Source organism: Rickettsiella massiliensis 20B (assembly GCF_000257395.1).
Taxonomy (GTDB): Bacteria; Pseudomonadota; Gammaproteobacteria; order Diplorickettsiales; family Diplorickettsiaceae; genus Diplorickettsia; species Diplorickettsia massiliensis.
In genome coordinates this window covers 1-20,136 of the sequence record NZ_AJGC01000002.1, presented here as the reverse complement: position 1 = coordinate 20,136, position 20,136 = coordinate 1, and the positions used below count along the sequence as shown (strand labels likewise).

General features: G+C 33.9%; 28 protein-coding genes and 2 pseudogenes. 23 read left to right on the top strand and 7 right to left on the bottom strand.

The window, feature by feature from the left end:
- Positions 1-53 precede the first annotated feature (53 nt).
- The gene (locus S3O_RS0105695; protein WP_010598107.1) at positions 54-419 is read right to left on the bottom strand and encodes a hypothetical protein; all 366 of its coding nucleotides are present in this window, start codon (positions 417-419) and stop codon (positions 54-56) included.
- Positions 420-734: 315 nt separating this feature from the next.
- On the opposite strand from S3O_RS0105695, the pseudogene S3O_RS19630 reads away from it, so the two are divergent.
- Together S3O_RS19630 and S3O_RS17310 are read left to right on the top strand one after the other, a co-directional pair.
- A pseudogene (locus tag S3O_RS19630) lies at positions 735-824 on the top strand (hypothetical protein); the annotation flags it as partial.
- Positions 825-1,023: 199 nt separating this feature from the next.
- Positions 1,024-1,311, top strand: a complete 288-nt coding sequence (locus tag S3O_RS17310) for an acetate and sugar kinases/Hsc70/actin family protein (protein ID WP_156792783.1) — start codon at positions 1,024-1,026, stop codon at positions 1,309-1,311.
- Positions 1,312-1,376: 65 nt separating this feature from the next.
- Here S3O_RS17310 and rpmG read toward each other — a convergent pair whose 3' ends face one another.
- The 5 genes and pseudogenes from rpmG to S3O_RS0105665 all read right to left on the bottom strand — a co-directional run bounded on the left by rpmG (position 1,377) and on the right by S3O_RS0105665 (position 4,789).
- The gene (rpmG, locus tag S3O_RS0105685; protein ID WP_010598106.1) at positions 1,377-1,529 is read right to left on the bottom strand and encodes a 50S ribosomal protein L33; all 153 of its coding nucleotides are present in this window, start codon (positions 1,527-1,529) and stop codon (positions 1,377-1,379) included.
- A 13-nt stretch (positions 1,530-1,542) separates the two neighbouring features.
- Positions 1,543-1,782, bottom strand: coding sequence for a 50S ribosomal protein L28 (gene rpmB / locus S3O_RS0105680; protein ID WP_010598105.1), 240 nt, complete (start codon positions 1,780-1,782; stop codon positions 1,543-1,545).
- 77 nt (positions 1,783-1,859) lie between these two features.
- Positions 1,860-2,537, bottom strand: coding sequence for a RadC family protein (gene radC, locus S3O_RS0105675; RefSeq protein ID WP_010598104.1), 678 nt, complete (start codon positions 2,535-2,537; stop codon positions 1,860-1,862).
- Between the two features lie 132 nt (positions 2,538-2,669).
- Positions 2,670-3,100 (bottom strand): annotated as a pseudogene (locus S3O_RS13975) (EVE domain-containing protein).
- 27 nt (positions 3,101-3,127) lie between these two features.
- Entirely contained in the window at positions 3,128-4,789 is a 1,662-nt protein-coding gene (locus S3O_RS0105665) for a proline--tRNA ligase (protein WP_010598101.1), read from the bottom strand.
- 212 nt (positions 4,790-5,001) lie between these two features.
- On the opposite strand from S3O_RS0105665, the gene S3O_RS0105660 reads away from it, so the two are divergent.
- The 9 genes from S3O_RS0105660 to ruvA all read left to right on the top strand — a co-directional run bounded on the left by S3O_RS0105660 (position 5,002) and on the right by ruvA (position 10,892).
- On the top strand, positions 5,002-5,286 hold the full coding sequence (locus S3O_RS0105660; protein WP_156792782.1) for a hypothetical protein: 285 nt from the start codon (positions 5,002-5,004) through the stop codon (positions 5,284-5,286).
- On the top strand, positions 5,283-5,675 hold the full coding sequence (locus S3O_RS0105655) for a hypothetical protein (protein WP_010598099.1): 393 nt from the start codon (positions 5,283-5,285) through the stop codon (positions 5,673-5,675). The genes S3O_RS0105660 and S3O_RS0105655 overlap by 4 nt, the downstream gene beginning before the upstream one ends.
- Before the next feature lie 175 nt (positions 5,676-5,850).
- Positions 5,851-6,177, top strand: a complete 327-nt coding sequence (locus tag S3O_RS0105650) for an FmdB family zinc ribbon protein (RefSeq protein ID WP_010598098.1) — start codon at positions 5,851-5,853, stop codon at positions 6,175-6,177.
- Positions 6,178-6,195: 18 nt separating this feature from the next.
- Positions 6,196-7,971 carry an aspartate--tRNA ligase gene (gene aspS, locus S3O_RS0105645; RefSeq protein ID WP_029463675.1) on the top strand — a complete coding sequence of 592 codons (1,776 nt, stop codon included), beginning with the start codon at positions 6,196-6,198 and terminating at the stop codon, positions 7,969-7,971.
- 3 nt (positions 7,972-7,974) lie between these two features.
- Complete coding sequence (locus tag S3O_RS0105640) at positions 7,975-8,415, top strand: hypothetical protein (protein WP_010598096.1); 441 nt, start codon at positions 7,975-7,977, stop codon at positions 8,413-8,415.
- Between the two features lie 52 nt (positions 8,416-8,467).
- Complete coding sequence (locus tag S3O_RS0105635) at positions 8,468-8,869, top strand: hypothetical protein (RefSeq protein WP_156792781.1); 402 nt, start codon at positions 8,468-8,470, stop codon at positions 8,867-8,869.
- A 67-nt stretch (positions 8,870-8,936) separates the two neighbouring features.
- Positions 8,937-9,653, top strand: a complete 717-nt coding sequence (locus S3O_RS0105630) for a YebC/PmpR family DNA-binding transcriptional regulator (RefSeq protein WP_010598094.1) — start codon at positions 8,937-8,939, stop codon at positions 9,651-9,653.
- A 103-nt stretch (positions 9,654-9,756) separates the two neighbouring features.
- A complete protein-coding gene (gene ruvC / locus S3O_RS0105625; RefSeq protein ID WP_010598093.1) occupies positions 9,757-10,293 on the top strand; it encodes a crossover junction endodeoxyribonuclease RuvC in 537 nt (178 codons plus the stop codon).
- Positions 10,290-10,892 carry a Holliday junction branch migration protein RuvA gene (gene ruvA / locus S3O_RS0105620; protein ID WP_010598092.1) on the top strand — a complete coding sequence of 201 codons (603 nt, stop codon included), beginning with the start codon at positions 10,290-10,292 and terminating at the stop codon, positions 10,890-10,892. The genes ruvC and ruvA overlap by 4 nt, the downstream gene beginning before the upstream one ends.
- A gap of 537 nt (positions 10,893-11,429) precedes the next feature.
- Here ruvA and S3O_RS0105615 read toward each other — a convergent pair.
- Complete coding sequence (locus tag S3O_RS0105615; protein WP_010598091.1) at positions 11,430-12,236, bottom strand: outer membrane protein; 807 nt, start codon at positions 12,234-12,236, stop codon at positions 11,430-11,432.
- Between the two features lie 531 nt (positions 12,237-12,767).
- Between S3O_RS0105615 and S3O_RS0105610 the strand changes: the two genes are divergently transcribed.
- The 12 genes from S3O_RS0105610 to S3O_RS0105555 form a co-directional block, all read left to right on the top strand.
- Positions 12,768-13,061: a hypothetical protein gene (locus S3O_RS0105610; protein WP_010598090.1), complete on the top strand. Its 294-nt coding sequence runs from the start codon at positions 12,768-12,770 to the stop codon at positions 13,059-13,061.
- A gap of 77 nt (positions 13,062-13,138) precedes the next feature.
- Complete coding sequence (locus tag S3O_RS17305) at positions 13,139-13,306, top strand: hypothetical protein (protein ID WP_156792780.1); 168 nt, start codon at positions 13,139-13,141, stop codon at positions 13,304-13,306.
- 83 nt (positions 13,307-13,389) lie between these two features.
- Complete coding sequence (locus S3O_RS0105600; protein WP_010598089.1) at positions 13,390-14,124, top strand: coiled-coil domain-containing protein; 735 nt, start codon at positions 13,390-13,392, stop codon at positions 14,122-14,124.
- The gene (locus tag S3O_RS0105595; RefSeq protein WP_010598088.1) at positions 14,108-14,749 is read left to right on the top strand and encodes a hypothetical protein; all 642 of its coding nucleotides are present in this window, start codon (positions 14,108-14,110) and stop codon (positions 14,747-14,749) included. The genes S3O_RS0105600 and S3O_RS0105595 overlap by 17 nt, the downstream gene beginning before the upstream one ends.
- Positions 14,740-15,030 (top strand): hypothetical protein, encoded by a 291-nt coding sequence (locus tag S3O_RS0105590; RefSeq protein WP_010598087.1) that lies wholly within the window; start codon positions 14,740-14,742, stop codon positions 15,028-15,030. Before S3O_RS0105595 ends, S3O_RS0105590 begins: the two co-directional genes overlap by 10 nt.
- A gap of 407 nt (positions 15,031-15,437) precedes the next feature.
- Complete coding sequence (locus S3O_RS0105585; protein ID WP_010598086.1) at positions 15,438-15,755, top strand: hypothetical protein; 318 nt, start codon at positions 15,438-15,440, stop codon at positions 15,753-15,755.
- A 94-nt stretch (positions 15,756-15,849) separates the two neighbouring features.
- Complete coding sequence (locus tag S3O_RS0105580) at positions 15,850-16,272, top strand: hypothetical protein (RefSeq protein ID WP_010598085.1); 423 nt, start codon at positions 15,850-15,852, stop codon at positions 16,270-16,272.
- Between the two features lie 173 nt (positions 16,273-16,445).
- On the top strand, positions 16,446-17,849 hold the full coding sequence (locus tag S3O_RS0105575) for a hypothetical protein (protein ID WP_010598084.1): 1,404 nt from the start codon (positions 16,446-16,448) through the stop codon (positions 17,847-17,849).
- A 99-nt stretch (positions 17,850-17,948) separates the two neighbouring features.
- On the top strand, positions 17,949-18,464 hold the full coding sequence (locus S3O_RS0105570; protein ID WP_010598083.1) for a hypothetical protein: 516 nt from the start codon (positions 17,949-17,951) through the stop codon (positions 18,462-18,464).
- 18 nt (positions 18,465-18,482) lie between these two features.
- Positions 18,483-18,953 carry a hypothetical protein gene (locus tag S3O_RS0105565; protein ID WP_010598082.1) on the top strand — a complete coding sequence of 157 codons (471 nt, stop codon included), beginning with the start codon at positions 18,483-18,485 and terminating at the stop codon, positions 18,951-18,953.
- Between the two features lie 25 nt (positions 18,954-18,978).
- On the top strand, positions 18,979-19,743 hold the full coding sequence (locus tag S3O_RS0105560; protein WP_010598081.1) for a hypothetical protein: 765 nt from the start codon (positions 18,979-18,981) through the stop codon (positions 19,741-19,743).
- A gap of 13 nt (positions 19,744-19,756) precedes the next feature.
- A partial coding sequence (locus S3O_RS0105555) for a hypothetical protein (protein ID WP_010598080.1) occupies positions 19,757-20,136 on the top strand: 380 nt, incomplete at its 3' end.

The following is a 20,136-nucleotide window of genomic DNA, read 5'->3' as shown; positions in this document are numbered from 1 at the left end:
CTTTATTGAGTATCGTCCAATAGGCATGCGCTTTTTCTTCAAATAAATAGTCATTATAGATAAAGACATGTTGGTTCGAGAAATATTTGTGCAATATCAAAAGAACGTGTTTCTGTAGTCTGTGAAGGGGTGCCGACTAACGCATTTTGAATTTGATGATTATCAACATATTGTATCACTTGCTTGTTTAACTGAGAGTTAGATATTTCTTGGATAGAGGACTCAAAAAGTTCATCGATGCTTGTAATATGTATGCGCTCTTGGTCCAGCAAAGCCAGTGAATTCGCTAAACGTTTTTGCGCAGTTGGATGAATTGCTAAAAAGAATACTTCATTTTGTACGTTTTTTAGTAATTCTTTGGCGACTTTTATCGCAGCATTGGTGTCTCCCACACTGTGACAAACAAATAAAGTTTTCATTCCCTGATACCACCTAGTAGATTAATGAATAATTTACTTATACATTAAAACATATACAAGATATTTTTTAAAGTAAATAGATAAAAATATCTTGATTGAAAATAGATTGTGTATAGCGCAACATAATCCATATCGTTATTTTTAGTTTTGAGTAAAGATCGGAGTGAATAGCGGCTTAATGAAAAAATATTTTTTTAGTAAGAATTTTTTACTTTGAAAGTTTAGCGAAGTCAACGTACCTTAAATTTTTATTTTTTTCTATATTCTGCTGCATTGCTTAGTAATACGATTAGTTTTTGAAAAAACTATCCTTTTTCCCTCAGTAAAATAGAAACTATTTCTGGGGAAAAAGAGGGGCTTTATGGTTGGTTAGCGGTCAATTATCCTCAGGGAACGCTTCAGTAGAATTTACCGACCGTCGGTAGTCTCGATATGGGGAATGCTTCAAGGCAAATTATATTTTGAAGGATAAGAATATACAAGAAAATGATCACGTATTTAAATAATGTTATTCAATCCTATCCCATTAATACGACAATTGCTTACCCTGAAAATATATCATTTATCGCTTATGGTGCTTTTTATGGCTCACTTCATTTTTTAAATGTCGAGAATCCTGTTTCTGAAAAAAAACATCAATGCGGCCATTAAGAATATTTGTTATAAGTCTTGGGAAAGTTTAGAAGAAGATTATCGCGAAAAAATAAAACCAGATTATTTACCCTATAATTGTGTCGAGGCCAGCGCCATTAAGGTATTACTCTTCAATCCCTATCAATTAAAGAACCATTCCATCTTCATTAAAAAAGAAATTAATAAACATCAGATAACTTGGACATATGGTGCATTACTGTATGACTATCTTCATACACACGCGACAATAAAAAGATGAATCAATACCCATAAAAAAAACAGCGCCTTTTGGCGCTGTTTTAAGTAAGAGGTAAAAAATAAGTGTTATTTTATTTTACTTTCTTCAAATAACTCATGCTTTCTCGTAATCGGATCATATTTTCTGAAGCTAAGTTTGCCGGGTTTCTTTTCTTTACTTTTATAAGTGGTATAAAAGTAGGCACTTGCTTTGGACTGTAACTTAATTTTAATACGCATAATTAAAAATCCACTACTTAGACGTTTTATTCGCAAGACGCAATTTTGCAAGCACCGCGTCAATACCTCTTTTTTCAATGATACGTAAACCATGTGCGCTGACACGAAGTTTCACAAATCGTTTCTCAGAGGCGACCCACAGGCGATGAGTTTGTAGATTTGGTAAAAAACGGCGTTTTGTTTTTCGGTTCGAGTGGGACACATTGTTGCCCACCATCGGGTTTTTCCCCGTGACTTCACATACCCTGGCCACATTAGCCTCCAAAATGAATGATTTAATTCAAAAATAGGGATGCTTTATACCAAAATGCGACAGATTTGTCAAAGGATCTAGAGCAGCCCCTGGTGGACAAATGAAGTAAATTGTCCCGCCCCGATAATAATATGGTCCAGTAAACGTACGCCAATGGCGGACAAAAGTACTTTAATTTGCTGGGTAATCCGTTTATCGGCTTCGCTTGGTTTGGCTACTCCGGAGGGATGATTATGCGCTAGAATCACCGCGGCCGCATTGGTTTGATAGACATAACGGAGTAATTCACGGGGGTAAATCGGTGCTTCATTAATACTTCCATAAAAGAGCTCTTTAAATGAAATCAGCTGATGTTGATTATCGAGAAAAAGGCAACTAAATACCTCAAAGGGATACAACCGTAGCTTAGCATTTAAATAACGTTGTACGGTTTGAGGATTCTCCATCACGTGGCCATGATAAAGATTTTCTTCAAGACAGCGCTGGGTCAGTTCCCACGCAGCTTGCAACTGTACATACTTGGTTAAGCCTAAACCCAGGATAGCGGTAAATTCTTGAATATCCGCTGTCATGATTTTCCGAAGGCTACCAAAGGTACTTAATAAGGCTTGGCTAAGATCGAGAGCAGTTTTTCCAGGGACGCCTGTTTGTAAAAATACAGCCAATAACTCCAAATCTGAAAGTGTACCGGCACCTTGTATGAGTAACTTTTCGCGAATTTGTTTGAGCGTGAGTTCTTTGCATCGTGTGGTCATCCTTTCCCCTATTTTTGTTTTTAGTAAAACACTCGCCGTGTACAGAACGTAAAATAGCTTTATTTACTCAATAAAGCGCAAAAACGCTTGTCAGTATTTAGCCTTAATTTTAATACAGCTTGAAAATCGATACTAGCGTAAAGAGAGAATCGTTTGCCATTCTTGTTCGGTGACCGGCATAATCGACAACCGATTTCCTTTTTTGAGTAAAGTCATATTCGCTAATTTGGATTGTTTTTTTAAATCGACTAAGGAAATCGGCGTAAACCATTTTTCTATTAATTTGACATCGACACAAAACCAACGCGGTGGTTGGTGGGTATTGTTTGGATCGTAATGTGGATTCATTGGATCAAACGCCGTGTCATCGGGGTAGGCAGTTTTGACAATTTTCATAAGACCCATAATGCCGGGATGCGCGCAACTTGAGTGATAAAAAAAGCGAGATCGCCGTATTGCATCGCGCGCAAAAAATTACGTGCTTGATAATTACGGACGCCGTCCCATGGTGTGTGGCGTTGCGCAAGGTCATCAATACTAAAACAATTCGGTTCTGACTTCATTAACCAATAAGACATGGTACTTTTCACTTATAGGGTAAGGTGCGCCGGCGAGGCTTGTATCCGCTGCTGTTTCAAGAACGGGATTAATTCAGCTTGCAGGCGATGTGGAATGCCGATGAGATCCATGTCGGCAAACAAACAGCCAGGACTTTCTTTTCGATCATCCAATAACACTTCGAAACCGGCTTCAGTCAATTGTTGATACAATGCCTCAGCGGCTTGTTGAACAAGCGTACTGCGATGATAACCAATCGGAACCAGCGCAAGTTGAAAGGGGGCGAGCGTTTCTGGCCAAACGATTCCTCGTTCATCATGATGTTGTTCAATTGCCGCCGCCACAATCCGTGAAATACCAATCCCATAACAGCCCATTTCTAAGGGCGCGCTTCGACCATTTTCTAAACGAATCAAGGTATTCATTGCGACGCTGTATTTAGTGCCTAATTGAAAAATATGGCCTACTTCAATCCCGCGTTCCATGTGTAAATGACCTTGGCCATCTGGGCTGGGGTCCCCGACCACGGCATATCGTAAATCCGCTTGTTCTGGTAAGGGTAAATCACGCTGCCAGTTCACATTTTTGAAATGCTGATCGACTTCATTGGCCCCACAAACAAAATTTGTGACCACGGCCGCATCTCGATCAACAATGAGCGGGATCGATAGACCAAGGGGGCCAAGATAGCCGATCGGTGCGCCAAGCTGTTGAACCACTTCACTTTCTTCGGCTAAGCGCAAAGGGTGGGCAATCCCTGCGATCTTTTCAGCTTTGATCGGATTGAGGGTATGATCTCCGCGTAATATCAGACCGACTAACGGTTTTTTCGGATCGCTTCCGACAACGACCAATAACTTAAGGCATTGCATGGGTGAAACAGCGAGATAAGTGCTGACTGCTTCAATGGTTTTTTGTCCTGGTGTCGCGCATTTTTCGAGAGAATGTTGTGCTTCAGATGAGGCGGGAGGAGCACTTAAATATTCCGCTAATTCTGCATTGGCAGCATAATCACTTTTATCGCTATAGAAAATGGTATCTTCACCCACTTGTGCTAATACTTGAAATTCTTGTGAGGCACTGCCTCCAATATTGCCAGTATCTGCGAGCACTGCACGAAAATTCAAGCCAAGACGCGTGAAAATACGTTGGTAAGTCGCATGCATGTGGTGATACGTTTCAACTAAAGAGGCCTTGTCACGATGAAAAGAATAGGCGTCTTTCATCAAAAATTCGCGTGCCCGCATAACCCCGAAACGAGGGCGTATTTCATCGCGAAATTTGGTTTGAATTTGATACAAAACGATAGGGAGTTGTTTATAGCTTTGGACATCCTGGCGTAACAACTGCGTGACGATTTCCTCATGGGTGGGGCCCAAACAAAATGGACGATGATGTCGATCCTCAAGGCGTAATAATTCCGGACCGTAGGCCGCCCAACGTTGCGATTCTTGCCAGAGTTCAGCCGGTTGTAAATTGGGCATTAAGATCTCTTGTGCACCCATTCGGTTCATTTCTTCACGAACAATCGCTTCGGTTTTCCGCAAGACTCGGAGCCCTAAAGGAAGCCAGGTATAAATACCCGAAGCCAGCGCACGAATCATCCCCGCACGCAGCATAAGTTGATGGCTAATGACTTTGGCCTCGGAAGGGGGCTGTTTTAAGGTTGGGAAATAAAGTTGGCTACAACGCATAGAGGTTTAATGTTTTTAAGATAAAAATCGACAATCAGCGATTTATCATACGGATTTATGCACAGGTTTTCCAGTTTTTATGTTTCAAAAGCGTTAATAATCAGGCGGTTAATCTAATTTCCCCATTTATAGAAATACTACTTTAAATATATATAAAAAAATTATTAGATGTGTTTTTTTAATATATGTGTATTATATGTGACATTATAAACTTGACTTACTTACAAAAAATAAAAATATATATGGTGTACCTTGATTTTGAAGCAGTAAAGACCTATTTAAATGTGGATCAAGATTGCGCTGTTATCACTATTGCTGAGCTAATCCAAATAACAGACGCATATCTTTTGGGGCTAAGTTTACTTGTAGAAAAAAGTAAAAGTCTTGAACTTGAAAAAGCTATTCAGCGTATTAAATTGTATAGAGAGGAAATGCAACAGGAAGTTAAACAAGACAATAAGGATAATCATATTGATGTGTTATCAAAATTACTTTGAAATCCACATCAGAGCAGTTAGCAAAGCTTGTACATTATTTGTATAGAACACATGAGCAAATTAAAGATCAACCAGAATTCCCGGAAAATAACAAAAATATTCTACAGCAGATCTATATTTTATTGAAAAAAATCTATAACGACATCATAGATTTTCTAAAACTCAATGAGAAAACAAATGGTGTCTTTCAAAAAAAGAACAGTTTTAGTCTATCCTGCTGTTTTTTTAATAAGATGGTGTCTTCTGTCCAGGCGATAGAAAAAAATTTCTCTGAACAATTGAGTCCTGAACGTACATTGCAAAATTTTCAATGGAAACAAACTGCTCAAAATCGAGATAATATGTACCACCCACCAGAGTTGTTGGTGAACCCTTGCTTAATAAAATGAGTAAACCTGTTATCAAAATATCGTAAGACCCTGTTTAAATCACTGGTCAAAGTATACGCTCTCGATTAAAATAACCCTCACTTACCATGGGGGACTTTTTTTATCTCTCTGTGGTTAAAAAATTGATTTTTTTTCTTTATACTTAGCTTTCAACGATCAGGAGAAGATTGGTTTTATGCCTATTTATGAGTATCAATGCACCGCATGTCACCATCACTTTGATACCATTCAGCGTTTTAATGATAAAGTCTTGGAGATATGCCCCTCTTGTCAGAAACCGACGTTACAAAAGTTAATTTCGGCCCCTTCCTTTCATTTGAAGGGAACCGGCTGGTATGTTACCGATTTTAAAAAGCCCAAATCGACGGAAGCCAGCCCAAAAGGCACGGAGACTTCTAAGCAAGAAACCGCCAAAAAAGAGGGGGCGGTGTCTAAAAGTGCAGACAATACGTCTTCGCCAGCAACGAAAAGCGATGCCTCTAAAACAGACGAATCCTCTTAGTTAACTAGAATTTTTACTATGAAAAGAACACATTACTGCGGGCAGGTCACTGAGAACCAAGTGAATGAAAAAGTTTGTGTCAGCGGTTGGGTGCACCATCGCCGCGACCATGGCGGAATTATTTTCATTGATTTACGCGACCGCAGTGGTTTGCTGCAAGTGGTTTTCAATCCTGAACAAGCGGCGCTCTTTGCACAGGCAGAAGGCTTGCGGAATGAATATGTTATGACCGTCACCGGCCCGCTTGTTTTACGGCCTTTAGGGACTGAAAATAAACAATTGACGAGCGGAAAAGTCGAATTACATGCCACGGACTTAATGATTCATAATAGCGCGTTACCGCTTCCTTTTTCGATCGATGGCTATACCCCAGTCAGTGAGGAAGTGGCGCTGCGTTATCGTTATCTTGATCTACGTCGTCCAGAAATGCAGGCTCGTTTTTTGTTACGAACCCAGGTCGTCGCGTTTATCCGCCGTTTTCTTGAAGAACAGGGTTTTTTAGAGTTAGAAACGCCGATTCTCACCAAAGCAACGCCAGAAGGCGCGCGAGATTATTTAGTACCGAGTCGAGTACATCCGGGCGAATTTTATGCGTTGCCGCAATCCCCACAGTTATTCAAGCAGCTTTTAATGATGGCAGGTTTTGATCGTTATTATCAAGTGGTCCGTTGTTTTCGCGATGAGGATCTGCGCGCCGATCGTCAACCTGAATTCACCCAGTTAGATATGGAGCTTTCTTTTTGTGATGAACAAACAATCCAAGCGATTACCGAAACATTGATTGTTCAGTTATTTAAAACCGTTTTAAATGTCGATCTTCCACAGCCTTTTCCTAAAATGAGTTATGCCGAAGCCATGCGGCGTTATGGGAGTGATAAGCCTGATTTACGTATTGCATTAGAATTGGTGGACATTGCTGATTTGGTGAAAGAAGTTGAGTTTAAAGTATTCTCGGCACCGGCAAACGATGAAAAAGGACGGGTTGCGTTGTTACGGGTTCCCTCTGGCGCCGAGTTTACCCGCAAAATGATTGATGACTATACGGCACATTGTGCTATCTATGGTGCGAAAGGTTTAGCCTATATTAAAGTCTTGGATCGTGCCCAAGGTGGTCTGGCGGGTCTGCAATCACCGATTCTTAAGTTCCTTCCTGAGCCGGTCATTGAGGCAATTTTAGAGCGTGTGCAAGCACAAACCGGCGATATTCTGTTTTTCGGCGCGGGCGATTTTAAACTAGTCAGTGAATCCTTAGGGGCTTTACGTTTAAAAATAGGTCACGACTTAAATCAAGTTCAACCGGGTTTTCATCCGTTATGGGTGGTTGATTTTCCTTTACTTGAGTTTGACGATAAAGCACAACGTTGGCAGGCATTACATCATCCGTTTACGGCGCCACAAATTAGTGACGTCAGTACTTTTCAAGCCCATCCTGGGGCGTGTTTGTCGCGTGCTTATGACATGGTATTGAATGGCTGTGAAATTGGGGGCGGGTCAATTCGTATTCATGATGCCGCCTTACAATCCGCCGTATTTGAGCTATCAGAGCAAGAACAACAAGAAAAATTTGGTTTTTTATTAGAAGCGCTCAAATTTGGTTGTCCGCCGCATGGTGGGATTGCTTTTGGCTTGGATCGCTTAGTGATGTTGATGACCGGTGCGCGCTCTATTCGTGAAGTGATTGCGTTTCCTAAAACACAAACCGCTTCTTGTCCGTTAACCCAGGCACCCAGCGCCGTGAGTCCAGAACAGCTCAAAGAGTTATTCCTACAAATTCAAAAAAAACAGACAAATTAAGCGATGTCAACTTCTCACCTCCCGTCAGATTTATGCCAAGGCATGCAAGGCCAGTATAAGCTAGATAGCCGTGTTATTTTTGAACAAGCATGGATCAAGCTCTATGGATTTAAAGCGTCTTTTTGGGGGGCGTTTATTTTAGGATTTTTGACTTTATTGCTGATTCACTGCACGGCTTACGTTATTTTCTTATTATTAGCCTTTTTAACCAAGGCGCTCATACACAATAGTGATTTATTACAGTTTCTTTTTTTATGTTATCTCGTTGTTGGGTGGCTATGTCTTTTTTTTGGTGAGGCACTTAATTCACTTTTTCTGATCTCTTTAATGCATTGTTCACTTCAGTGGCTGCGTAATCAATCAGTGAAAGCCAAGGATATTTTTGCGTTTCGTTATCGTTGGAAGCCTTTAATTGGCCTGATGCTCGTTTTTATTTGTGATTAAGATCACTCTTACATGCATTCAATTAGTGAGTCTGGATTTTTCAAGTGTGTTTTTGCACACATTCAGTGCCCATTATCTTGCCACGTGGTTTAATTTTTTTATGTGGCTTATTATTTATCTATTTTTTATTACCTTATTTGTATTCGCCTTTTTATATTGTATTTTACTTTTTTCTTTTGCGGCATTACTGAGTTTTGACAAAAGGACAACGGATATCAAAACAAGTTTGCGGGTTGCCTTTAAGGCACTCAATGCACGGTTGGTGAGTAATCTACGTTTATTCTTACTCGCCATCCTGATTTTTATGTTAGGTGGATTTTTAACCCTCGGTATCGCAGTAATTTGGCTTTTACCCTGGTTTTTCCTGGTCATTGCATGGCAATATCAAACTGTTTTTGGAGAAAGAAAGCACGAGGCGCCGGGAAACGAGCAAAATAAGGCGATAGTAACCTAGGTGAGGGTTTAATAATGTTATTAAAAATGAAACGAGTGTAATGATAAAAATTGCAAAAAGGTAAGATATGGCTGGTCACAGTAAATGGGCAAATATTCAACATCGGAAAAATGCACAAGATGCCAAACGAGGTAAATTATTTACGAAGTTAATTCGTGAAATTAACGTCGCCGCTCGTATCGGGGGTGGAGATATCAATACCAATCCCCGCTTACGTTTGGCAGTAGATAAAGGTTTAGCAGCGAATATGACCAAAGATACCATTGAGCGCGCCATAAAACGAGGTGCCGGGGGGTTAGATGGTCAGCAAATGGAAGAAATACGCTATGAAGGATATGGCCCGAAAGGTTTAGCGGTGTTAGTGGATACATTAACCGATAATCGCAATCGAACCGTTGCGGAAGTTCGTCATGCGTTCACAAAATGTGGGGGTAATTTAGGAACTACCGGTTCTGTGGCTTATTTGTTTAGTAAAAAAGGTGTGATCACTTTTGCACCCGGGATCAACGAAGAAAAAGTGCTTGAGATTGCTCTGGAAGTCGGTGCCGAAGATGTGATCCATCATCCCGATGGAAGTACCGATATTTTGACTTCTGAAACCGTGTTACCGACGTTAAATCAACGTTTCGTACAAGAAAAGCTCGACCCTGTACAGAGTGAAGTGACGTGGATAGCCAGTATCCAGGTTGAACTGAATCAAGAAGATCAAGAAAAAGTCGAGCGCCTACTGAATATGCTCGAAGATCTAGATGATGTACAAGCCGTTTACACCAATCAAGCCTAAAGATGATCATTATTTTCAGTTAAAAGTTGCTTAGGCGACCGGGTTAGAATAACCTGAATAATCCGTCGCATAAGTTTTCAATTGGAATAGGGTGAAGCGCTAGATGACTGTTATTTTAGGCATTGATCCAGGTTCTCGTTTGATGGGCTATGGTATTATTCGTCATGAGCGCTCAGAATCCATCCGTATCGCCAGTGGTTGCATAAAATTGCCAACGACCAGCCCTTTTGCGACCCGTTTAAAAAAAATATTTATTGAATTACAGGAAATAATTCAGTGCTATGCGCCGACGGAAGCGGCGATAGAACAAGTTTTTTTTCATATTAATCCGAACTCAGCGTTAAAATTAGGGCAAGCGCGCGGTGCGGCATTGGTCGCAGCGGCGGTGGCTGAACTTGCCGTCCATGAATATTCTGCTCGCCAAGTAAAACAATCGATGGTCGGGTATGGTGCCGCTACGAAACAACAAATTCAACATATGGTGCGTCTATTACTGAAGCTTGAAAAACTTCCGCAGGAAGATGAAGCCGATGCGTTAGCTATTGCGCTGTGTCACGCACAATCGCGTTCTTTGCCCAATAATGGCGCACTCAAGTCATTTACTTTAAAACACGGTTTTCGAAGAGGGAGAATGCGATGATCCATCGACTGCGTGGCCAGTTAGTCGAAAAACAACCACCTCGGTTGTTAGTAGAGATTTTCAATGCGTTAACTTATGAAGTGTATGCGCCGATGCCTACTTTTTATCATTTACCCGAGGTAGGGCAAGAAGTACTCTTGTATATTCATTTTATTGTTCGTGAGGATAGCCATACTCTGTATGGTTTTTTTGATCCGCAGGAGCGCGCTTTATTTATACAGTTGCTAAAAGTAAATGGGATTGGGCCAAAAGTGGCATTAGGTATTTTGTCAAAAATAGAAACCATGGAGTTCATTACTTGTATTGAACAACATAATATCGTTGCTTTGCAGCAAATTCCGGGTATTGGTAAAAAAACTGCAGAACGTCTTGTGATTGAAATGCGTGATCATTTAGCGCAATGGCAAGACAGTACCGGTCAATTTTCACAAATAAACACCTTAACGTCGCCCGCGCAACGCCTGCAACAAGACGCGATTGCGGCACTTATGGCGTTAGGTTATAAAACACAAGAAGCGACGCGTGCTGTTCAGCAAATCCAGAAGGATAATCTTTCCGTAGAAGAATTAATTCGTAGTGCATTGCATGTGATGAGTTAATTATACTCAGTATGACAGCGATTTTTCTAAATTTAGTGATAAATTAAGCAAAAATAAATTTTTAATCAATCTCAATAAATTACTTATTTTAAATTAAATATTCACAATATTTTGTTCAGCAGTTTTATTTTATAGACATAATTGACGGCTTTTTATAATGAGAAATGGCTTTGTAAAAGCCATTTCTCATACCACCTATACGCTACTATTATAGATATTTTAGTTTTATATCAATACTTGATAATGCTCATGCGGTATGATTTATAAACCTAAGTTTATTTTTGCTGTTTGTTGGCATGGATTTTTTGTCGTTCCACTTATCTTTTTTATAGCGAAACAGGATTTTATTTTTTAGTAGTAGTAGAGGTATTATTTATAAATAACTATCTTTTATTATCGTATCCTAATACTGCTTTTATTTTATTGTATACTACTTATTTTTCTTTTTGTGAGACGATATGATTAATTTTTTTCTAATTCTGGTTGTTTTTTATAAATTATTTTTAAGGTAATATGATATTTTTTTATAAGTAATGTTTATGAAAATAAGTAACGCCCTGTAAGCAGTAAGGTATTAGAATTTAAAGTTTCATTTAAATGATTATTTTTATACTGACCAATTGCTAATCCAGTTTCATTTAAACCAAAATTATCGTAACGATAGCCTACGCTAAGTATAAAATTTTGATTACTTCGATAATCTATTCCGATAGTTGCGCTATAACTGAAAGCAAATTTTTTTGAGTCTTGAAATGTTGTAGGTATCATACGAGGGAATTCCATTGTTTTTTCTTTATACTCATTCATATAATTCCATGAACCACCAACACCTATTTCAACATAAGGCATAAATGATTTCCAGCAATATAAATTCATTTTTCCAATTAATCTAAGACTGGTATGACTAACATTATATTGGTAGATGAATCCAGGAGGCTGATCTCTATCATTTAAATCATAGATATTTCCACGAATAGATATTTCAGGCATATAACTATATTCTAATCCTACGCTTGCAGTAGGAAATAATAGTGAATTAAATCGCCAAATATAACCACCTGATATTAAAAAAAGACTACCTTTTTCAGTTGATATAGGGGTAAATCCATCTGGACCTTCAACAGTAGGTGTTTTCTTTATTTGATTTATTTCAGATCCGAAGTAATTGTTAGTTCTTCCTAAACCAAAATCAAAATAATAAACATTATTTTGACAATTTTTTTTTAGTAAATTTATTAGTAAATTAATATTATTTCCTAAACAGATATTTTTTTTAGCTAGGCAGGCAGGTATATTTTTGTTTGATTTATATGAAATGCAAAGTCTGTCTGATCCTATCGTCACATTTTTATGTGATACTGGGTAACAAATTTTAGAGTTTCTTTTAAAATTTAAATTTATTGAGTTTGTTTCAGCGTGTACAACAGAAATAAAACCTATACCATTAAGAATAATAATAAATGATAAGTAAATTGAATGGTTTTATTAATGGGTTAGTAGTTAGCATGCCCTCTCCAGGTAAATATATCTTTAATAGATTAATTAAGGTTATATTTTTATAGTTCTTTAAAACTTAAATTAGGATAATTTATATGATTAATCAAAATATAATTTAAGATAATATTATTAATCACATATAAATATATATTAGTAACATAAATATTATTTAAATATATTATTGACGTGGTAGATCAAACTTAAATTTATATTAAGATATATTGATTTTGCTTGATAAGTGATAAAAATTAAATTAATTTAAAAAAATATTAGTAATTAAATTATAAGAGATAAAAAATGGAATTTTTTAAATAATAATGATTTAATAAAAAATGGAATTTTTTAAATAATAATGATTTAAGTTATGACAAGCACTTTATGTTGACAGAGGATCATTTGGTAGAGAGTACCATTTTTAATGAATTAAATAATACAATTCGTCAATTAAAAATTAAGTTAAAAAATTTGAATAAAGATAATGAAGAACTCGAAGAGAAAATACAACAAGAAAAAAATAATACAGCACATGTTAAATTAGAAAATCAAGATCTAGCAGAAAGACTAGAAATAAGTAAGAAAAATTTAGAAAAATTAAAAAATGAGTTGCAAGTTAGTCAAAACCGTCTAAAAGAACTACAAAAGATCTCAAGAAAAAAGATGAAGAAAATTTAAAATTAGATATTGATATTAAAAAACAAAATTTATTATTAGGTCAATTAAATAAAGAAAAATGTGAAATAGAACTTGATTTGACGAAAGCAAAAGAAAATTTAAAAACAGTTAATGATCAAAAAGATAAATTAAGTAATGAACTGTCTAAAATAAAAATTCTGGTAAAAGAATTAGAATTTGATAAGAGTAGCTTACTTAAAAAAATAGAGGAATTGAAAAAAATAATAAAGAAGATAAAGATATAGAAGGAAAGGTTGTCATACAAATTCAAGAAATAAAAAAAGAATTAGAAAAGATTACACAAGAAAAAAGTAATTTAACAATAGAGTTGGAAAAAAAGAAGTTTGAGTTAGATAATTTACAAAAAGATAAGGAATCTTTAATAGATCAAATTGCAAAATCTGCAGATGAGTTAATAAAAATTGAGCGAGAAAAAGAGGAATTAAAAACTAGCTTAAATAGTTCAAATCTACAGATAGCTAAATTAGAAAATGATAAAGAAAATATCGATCAGCAACTTAAATATGTGAAAAAAGAGTTACATAAAACACAAATTGAAAAACAAAAATTAAGTGAACAAGTAGATATAGGACGTGAAAATTTTCAAAAATTGCAGATTGAAAAAATAGGAGTCGATAAACGATTAGCAGAACTTCAAGCGCAGTTAATGATCCTTCAAAAAGAAAAAGATAAGTTGAGTAATCAGTTATTAGATTTACAAAGTCAGTTAAATAAAGAGCAAGAAACAGAAAAAATTTTACGTAATGAAATTAGTAATCATCAAACAAAGATTCAACAGTTAGAAGAAGAAAGAAAAGGATTACAAAATGATTTAATTCATAATAAAAACAAAACAAATGAATTAGATGAATCTATAAATAAGTTAACAAAAGAGTCTAATGAGCTACAGATTAAATTAGTTAAAGTAGAGTCAGAAAACAAGAATTTACAACAGAGAATAAAAGAACTAAGTAAAACACAAAAACAATTAGAAGAAGATAAAGAAAAATTACAAAACCAGTTAGAGATTTGTAAGAAGTCAGGAAATGATTTTTTTAAATAAATCTGAGTTATATTCTCTTCAAGAAAAAATATCAGTATTAGAGAAAGAACTAGATAAAAGTAAAGAAGAGTTAAGAAAGATAACTGAAGAAAAGAGCCAGTTATCAACAAATCTAAAAGAAGCAACCGTATTGAATCAGCAATTAATAGATAAAGAAGCAGTTCTTAACAGACAGATAGAAAATTTTGAAAACGAACAAGAACGTCTTGAAGCAGAAAAAGCAGAATTAAATAAAAATCTAGTGAATCAAGAAATTGAATTCATTGCACTAAAAGGCAAACAAGAAGAATTAGAAAAAGAAGCAGTCCAGTTGAATGCTAAATTAGAAGGTTTACAACAAGATAATGAAGAATTACAAAATCGTATAGTCATATCTGATGAGAAGCTAACTCACTTAGATAATAAAATAAAAGAACTTACAATTAACTTAAATAGTAAAGATGCGCAGTGTATTGAAAAAGAAGAACATATAGAGAATCTGAATAGACAACTAGAAGATAAAGAGGATGAAATAAGTGAATTAGAAGATGAAAAAACTAGTTGGAAGAAAAAGTATAAGAAAATTAACTCAGATTATGATATGGCAATTTTAGAAAAAACTAAATTAAAAAACAGTTGGATATAAAAGATAGTGAAGCTAATCAATTACATGAAAAAAAAGATAAGTTACAACGGGATTTAGATGACTTAACTGTTGAAAAAGAAAAAATATATGAAGAAAAAATAAATCTTCAACGAAAAATTGGTGAGAAAGAAATAGATCTTCATGAACTTTATTTAAAAAATAAAATTTTGGAAAAAGAAAAAAATGATTTAAAAGAAGAAAAAAATAAAATCTTAGAACAGTTAAAAGAAATTCGTATTGAGAAAGAGCTGTTAGTACAAGACAAAGCGAAGTTAGAATAATGTAAAAATAAAATTGAATTAAAATGAACAGAAGTTATTAAGATGAGATAAGAATAGCCTTCGCATAAGCGATGCATAATCAATAGCCTGTGATAGACGTGCGTTGGTAACGACGTAGGACACGTATTATATAAAGTTATAGTAGGAGACGTCACACAGGCATAAATCACTAGTGAACTAGTGAGACGAGTGTGTGGCAGATTCCAGATGAATCTGCAGCTAATTTTAGTTGTGTGATATAAATTAAATTTTGGGTCACGATAGTCAAAATTTTTCATGAGTATAGCACATTTCTTATTATAGATGAAATTTAAATTTATATTGAAATATATTGATTTTGCTTGATAAGTGATAAAAATTAAATTAATTTAAAAAAATATTAGTAATTAAATTATAAGAGATAAAAAATGGAATTTTTAAATAATAATGATTTAAGTTATGACAAGCACTTTATGTTGACAGAGGATTATTTGGCAGAGAGTACTAGTATTAATGAATTAAATAACACAATTCGTCAATTAAAAATTAAGTTAAAAAATTTAAAAAAAGATAATGAAGAGCTCGAAGATAAAATACAACAAGAAAAAAATAATACAGCACATGTTAAATTAGAAAATCAAGACTTATCAGTAAGATTAGAATCAAGTAAGAAAAATTTAGAAAGCTCAAAAAATGAGTTGCAGATTAGTCAAAACCGTCTAAAGATTACAGAAGATCTAAGATAGATATGAAACTTAAATTAGATGTTGATATAAAAGCAAATATATAGTATCTAATTCAGAAAAGATGAAATAGCGGTGCTTTGGACAAAAATTTTAGTTGCAGATTAGTCAAAACCGTCTAAAAGAATTACAGAAAGATCTAAAGAATAAGAATAATGAAAACTTAAAATTAGATGTTGATATTAAAAAGCAAAAATTATTATTAGATAATCTAAATCAGGAAAAAGATGAAATAGAGCGTGGTTTGACGAAATCAAAAGAAATATTAAAAATAGTTAATAATCAAAAAGATAAATTAAGTAACGAACTATCTGAGCTAAAAATTCTGATAAAGGAATTAGAATTTGATAAGAGTAGCTTACTTAAAAAAATAGAGGAATTACAAAAAAATAATAAAAACGATAAAGATACAGAGGGAAAAGTTGTTGTACAAATTCAAGAGATTAGAAAAGAGTTAGAAAAGATTAAAAAAGAAAAAAATAATTTAGCAATAGAGTTAGAAAAAAGAATTTTGAGTTAGATAATTTACAAAAAGATAAAGAATCTTTAGCTAATAAAATTATTAAATCTGAGGATAAGTTAAAAATAATTGAAACAGAAAAGAATGAATTAAAAACCAGCTTAAATAGTGCAAATCTACAAATAGCAAAATTAGAAAAAGATAAAGAGGATATCGATAATCAACTTGAATATGTGAAAAAAGAGTTAGATAAAGTACAAGTTGAAAAACAAAAATTAAATGAACAAGTAGATATCGGTCGTCAAGATTTTCAAAAATTGCAGATTGAAAAGACTGAAGTTGATAAACGATTAGCTGAACTTCAGGCACAGTTGATGATCCTTCAAAAAGAAAAAGATAGTTTAAATACTCAAGTATTAGACTTACAAAGTCAGTTAAATAAAGGACAAGAAATAGAGAGAAATCTACGTAATGAAATTAGTAATCATCAAACAAAGATTCAACAGTTAGAAGAAGAAAGAAGAGTATTGCAAAATGATTTAACTCAGAATAAAAATAAAATAAATGAATTAGATGCATCTATAAGTAAATTAACAACAGAGTGTAATGAACTGCAGATTAAATTAGTTAAGGTAGAGTCAGAAAATAAGAGTTTACAACAGAGAATAAAAGAATTAAATAAAGTACAGAAACAATTACAAGAAGATAAGGAAAAGTTGCAAAACCAGTTAGATCTTTGTAAGAAATCAGGAGATGATTTACGTGTAGAGAAAAATGATTTAGAACATAAATTAATTTTAAAGGAGTCTGAATTAAAGGTTATCCAAGGAAAAAAATCTGAGTTAGAGAAAGAATTAGATCAAGGTAAAGAAGAGTTAAAAAAGATAACTGAAGAAAAGAATCAGTTATCAATAAATCTAAAAGAAGTAACCGTATTGAATCAGCAATTAATAGATAAAGAAGCAGTCCTTAACAGACAGATAGAAAATTTTAAAAAAGATCAACAACGTCTTGAAGAGGAAAATACAATATTAAATAGAGATCTAACAAGCAAGGAAGTTGAACTCATTTCAGTAAAAGGTAAACAAGAAGAATTAGAAAAAGAAATAGTCCAGTTAAATGCCAAATTAAAAGGTTTGCAACAAGAGAACGAAGAATTACAAGGTCGTATAATAACCTCTGATGAGGAAATAACTCGTTTAGATAATAAGATAAAAGAGCTTACAGGTATTCTGAATAGTAAAAATGCGCAGTTTATTGAAAAAGAAGCACAGATAGATAATCTGAAGGAACAACTGCAAGAAAAAGAAATAGAAGTTACTGAATTAGAAGATGAAAAAGATAAATGGAAAAAGAAACATAAGGAAATAAATTTGGATTATGATGCGGCAATTTTAGAAAAATCTAAATTAGAAAAACAATTGAATGCAAAAAATCTTGAAGTCAATGAATTAAGCGAACAGCAAGGATTTTTACAGAAAGATTTAGATAGCTTAACTATCGAAAAAAATAGATTATATGAAGAGAATATTAAACTTCAACGACAAATTGGAGAGAAAGATTTAGAAATAAAAAGAATTGGTCTAGAGTATGAAAAATTAAAAAAATTAAATAAAGATATTATAAATAATGAGTAATTAATTTAAGCTAAGTATACTATATAAGTTCATTATTAAATAAAAAGTATAATACAACCGTTACTAATATAATTATATTAACAATCAATGGAGTAAACAGTGAGTAGAGATAGAGGTAAACCAGAAGAAAAGGTAAATAAAAATATAAATGATGATGAAAGTAAAAACTTAGAAGAGGGTAAAGGGCAAAAGGATGAAATTAAATCATTTTCTGGAAAAGTAAAAACTATTAATTTAAATCTAGTAATACCAAATATTAGCCGAGATAAATTAATAGAAATAAAAAATAAAGGTACGAAAAGTGTCTTTTTAAAATCAGTGTTAGGTAGTGATTACCAGTCTAAATTAGATATATCATCTATTAGCAATAAGTTATTTGAATACCCAGTTTCTCAAATAATGATAGGTGAAAGTTCCTTTGTTATAAAATCTTATATTTATGTTGTAGACCCAGAAAAGTTTTTAGTTAAAACAATAGGTATCTATTGGGTTGATGAAAAATTTTTAGGTAATGAAAAATATCAGGAGATCTTATTAGGTTTTTATTCTCAAGAAGATTTTTTTCTTTTGGAAAATGCCAAACAAATTGATTTAACTTTAACAATTAACTATTAAAAATAAAGAATAATTTTTATGAAAAAAATAGAATTTAAAGATGAAAGTATTAATATAAATATTAATGAACGTTCTCGGGCACGTGTTCCGAATACGATTAGCCATATCGAAAAAATTTGGGATAATAAACATGCTCTCATGTATAGTGGACCTATTATTTTTTCTTCTTCAGTATCTAATGAAGAAAAAATAAATTATTACAAAAAATTTAAGAGCCAAGCTCAAGATAAAGGGGATAAAAAAAGACTTACTTTAAAAACAAGGGAAATTGAGAGTTGGATTACTAAAGTCAAAAAAGCAACTATTAGTTTAGATAGTATAGCGTTAACATCTCGCATAGATAATATTCGAGGGGGTAGAGGGGGACGATCTAGAGAGCGATCGCGTTATCCTGAAATAGATTTTTTAGATGCTATTGGTGCTCATTATGATGGAATGAATCTTATCTATATTCTCTTTTATAATAAAGATGAAGGGGTATTTGTATGAGAAGGGAAAAAATGATAGGAGTTCCTTGAAATATCCTAATGAAGGTGTCTGTTCAGCAAGTTCCTTTTCTTGTAAAGATAATAAAATTTATTGGTATGTTCAAGGTACGATAAGTAATATTTGGATTGCTGAGCATGATGCTATTAATTTTGAAGGGAGTGTTAAGCATTATGTTTCTTTCAAAGATCACATCGGTCGACATATAGAGCAAGCTACTTTGCTTGCTATTAATGGTAGTGCTTATTTAGCGGCAGTACAAACTAGTAAGGAATGTAGAACAACACTATTTTGTACTGACAATATTACTGCTAATCATTGGGTTTGCTTAAATAAATCGCGTAATAAACCTTTGGTTTGTTTGTTGGGCGAAAATATTTACCATATCGGTGGGATTGAAAATAAAGATCAACCATTTGTTGAAATACACACTATTTATTTGAAAGATACCTGTAATAATGTGCATCAGTACCATCCTACGCAACGTATGCATTGGCCAAGAAATACTTTTTTGCATCCCGATATTGAAAATATAAATGTTAATAATAGTATTTATGTACAATGTGACAATAATGTTTATATTTTTAAAGATAAATTATTTAATGAAAATGAAGAATACATCGTTTATTCTTTATTAGAAAATAATTGTGAAATTTTAAGATTACCTGAAGACGTAGCTCCTACTTTCGATATTGATTCAAAGTTAGCTGTAAAAGTAGGAAAACAAATTTATTTGTTTTTATTTAATAGCGAAAAAGGTGAGCTAAGTTATAAAATTATAAATAGAAATTAAAGAGTAAACTAAGATGTTAAAGGAATCAGGATTAGATAGAGAATCACTTATTGGGACAAGGTTATTCGAACAAGGAAGAGATAGAGGAGGAGGAGAAAGAATACGAGGTGATAAAGAGTCATTAGATGAACTTAATCATGATTTAGAAAATTGTAAGAAAGAAAAAAATAAATTAGATGATCAATTAACGAAGCTTGAGAAAGAACATCGTGAATGTAAAGATCAAATTACAGAAGAAAAAGAACGGTGTCGAAAAGAACGGGAACAATTAGAGAAAGAGAAAAAAGGTTTAGATGATCAATTAACCAAGCTTGAGAAAGAACATCGTGAATGTAAAGACCAGGTTACAGAAGAAAAAGAACGGTGTCGAAAAGAACGGGAACGATTAGAAAA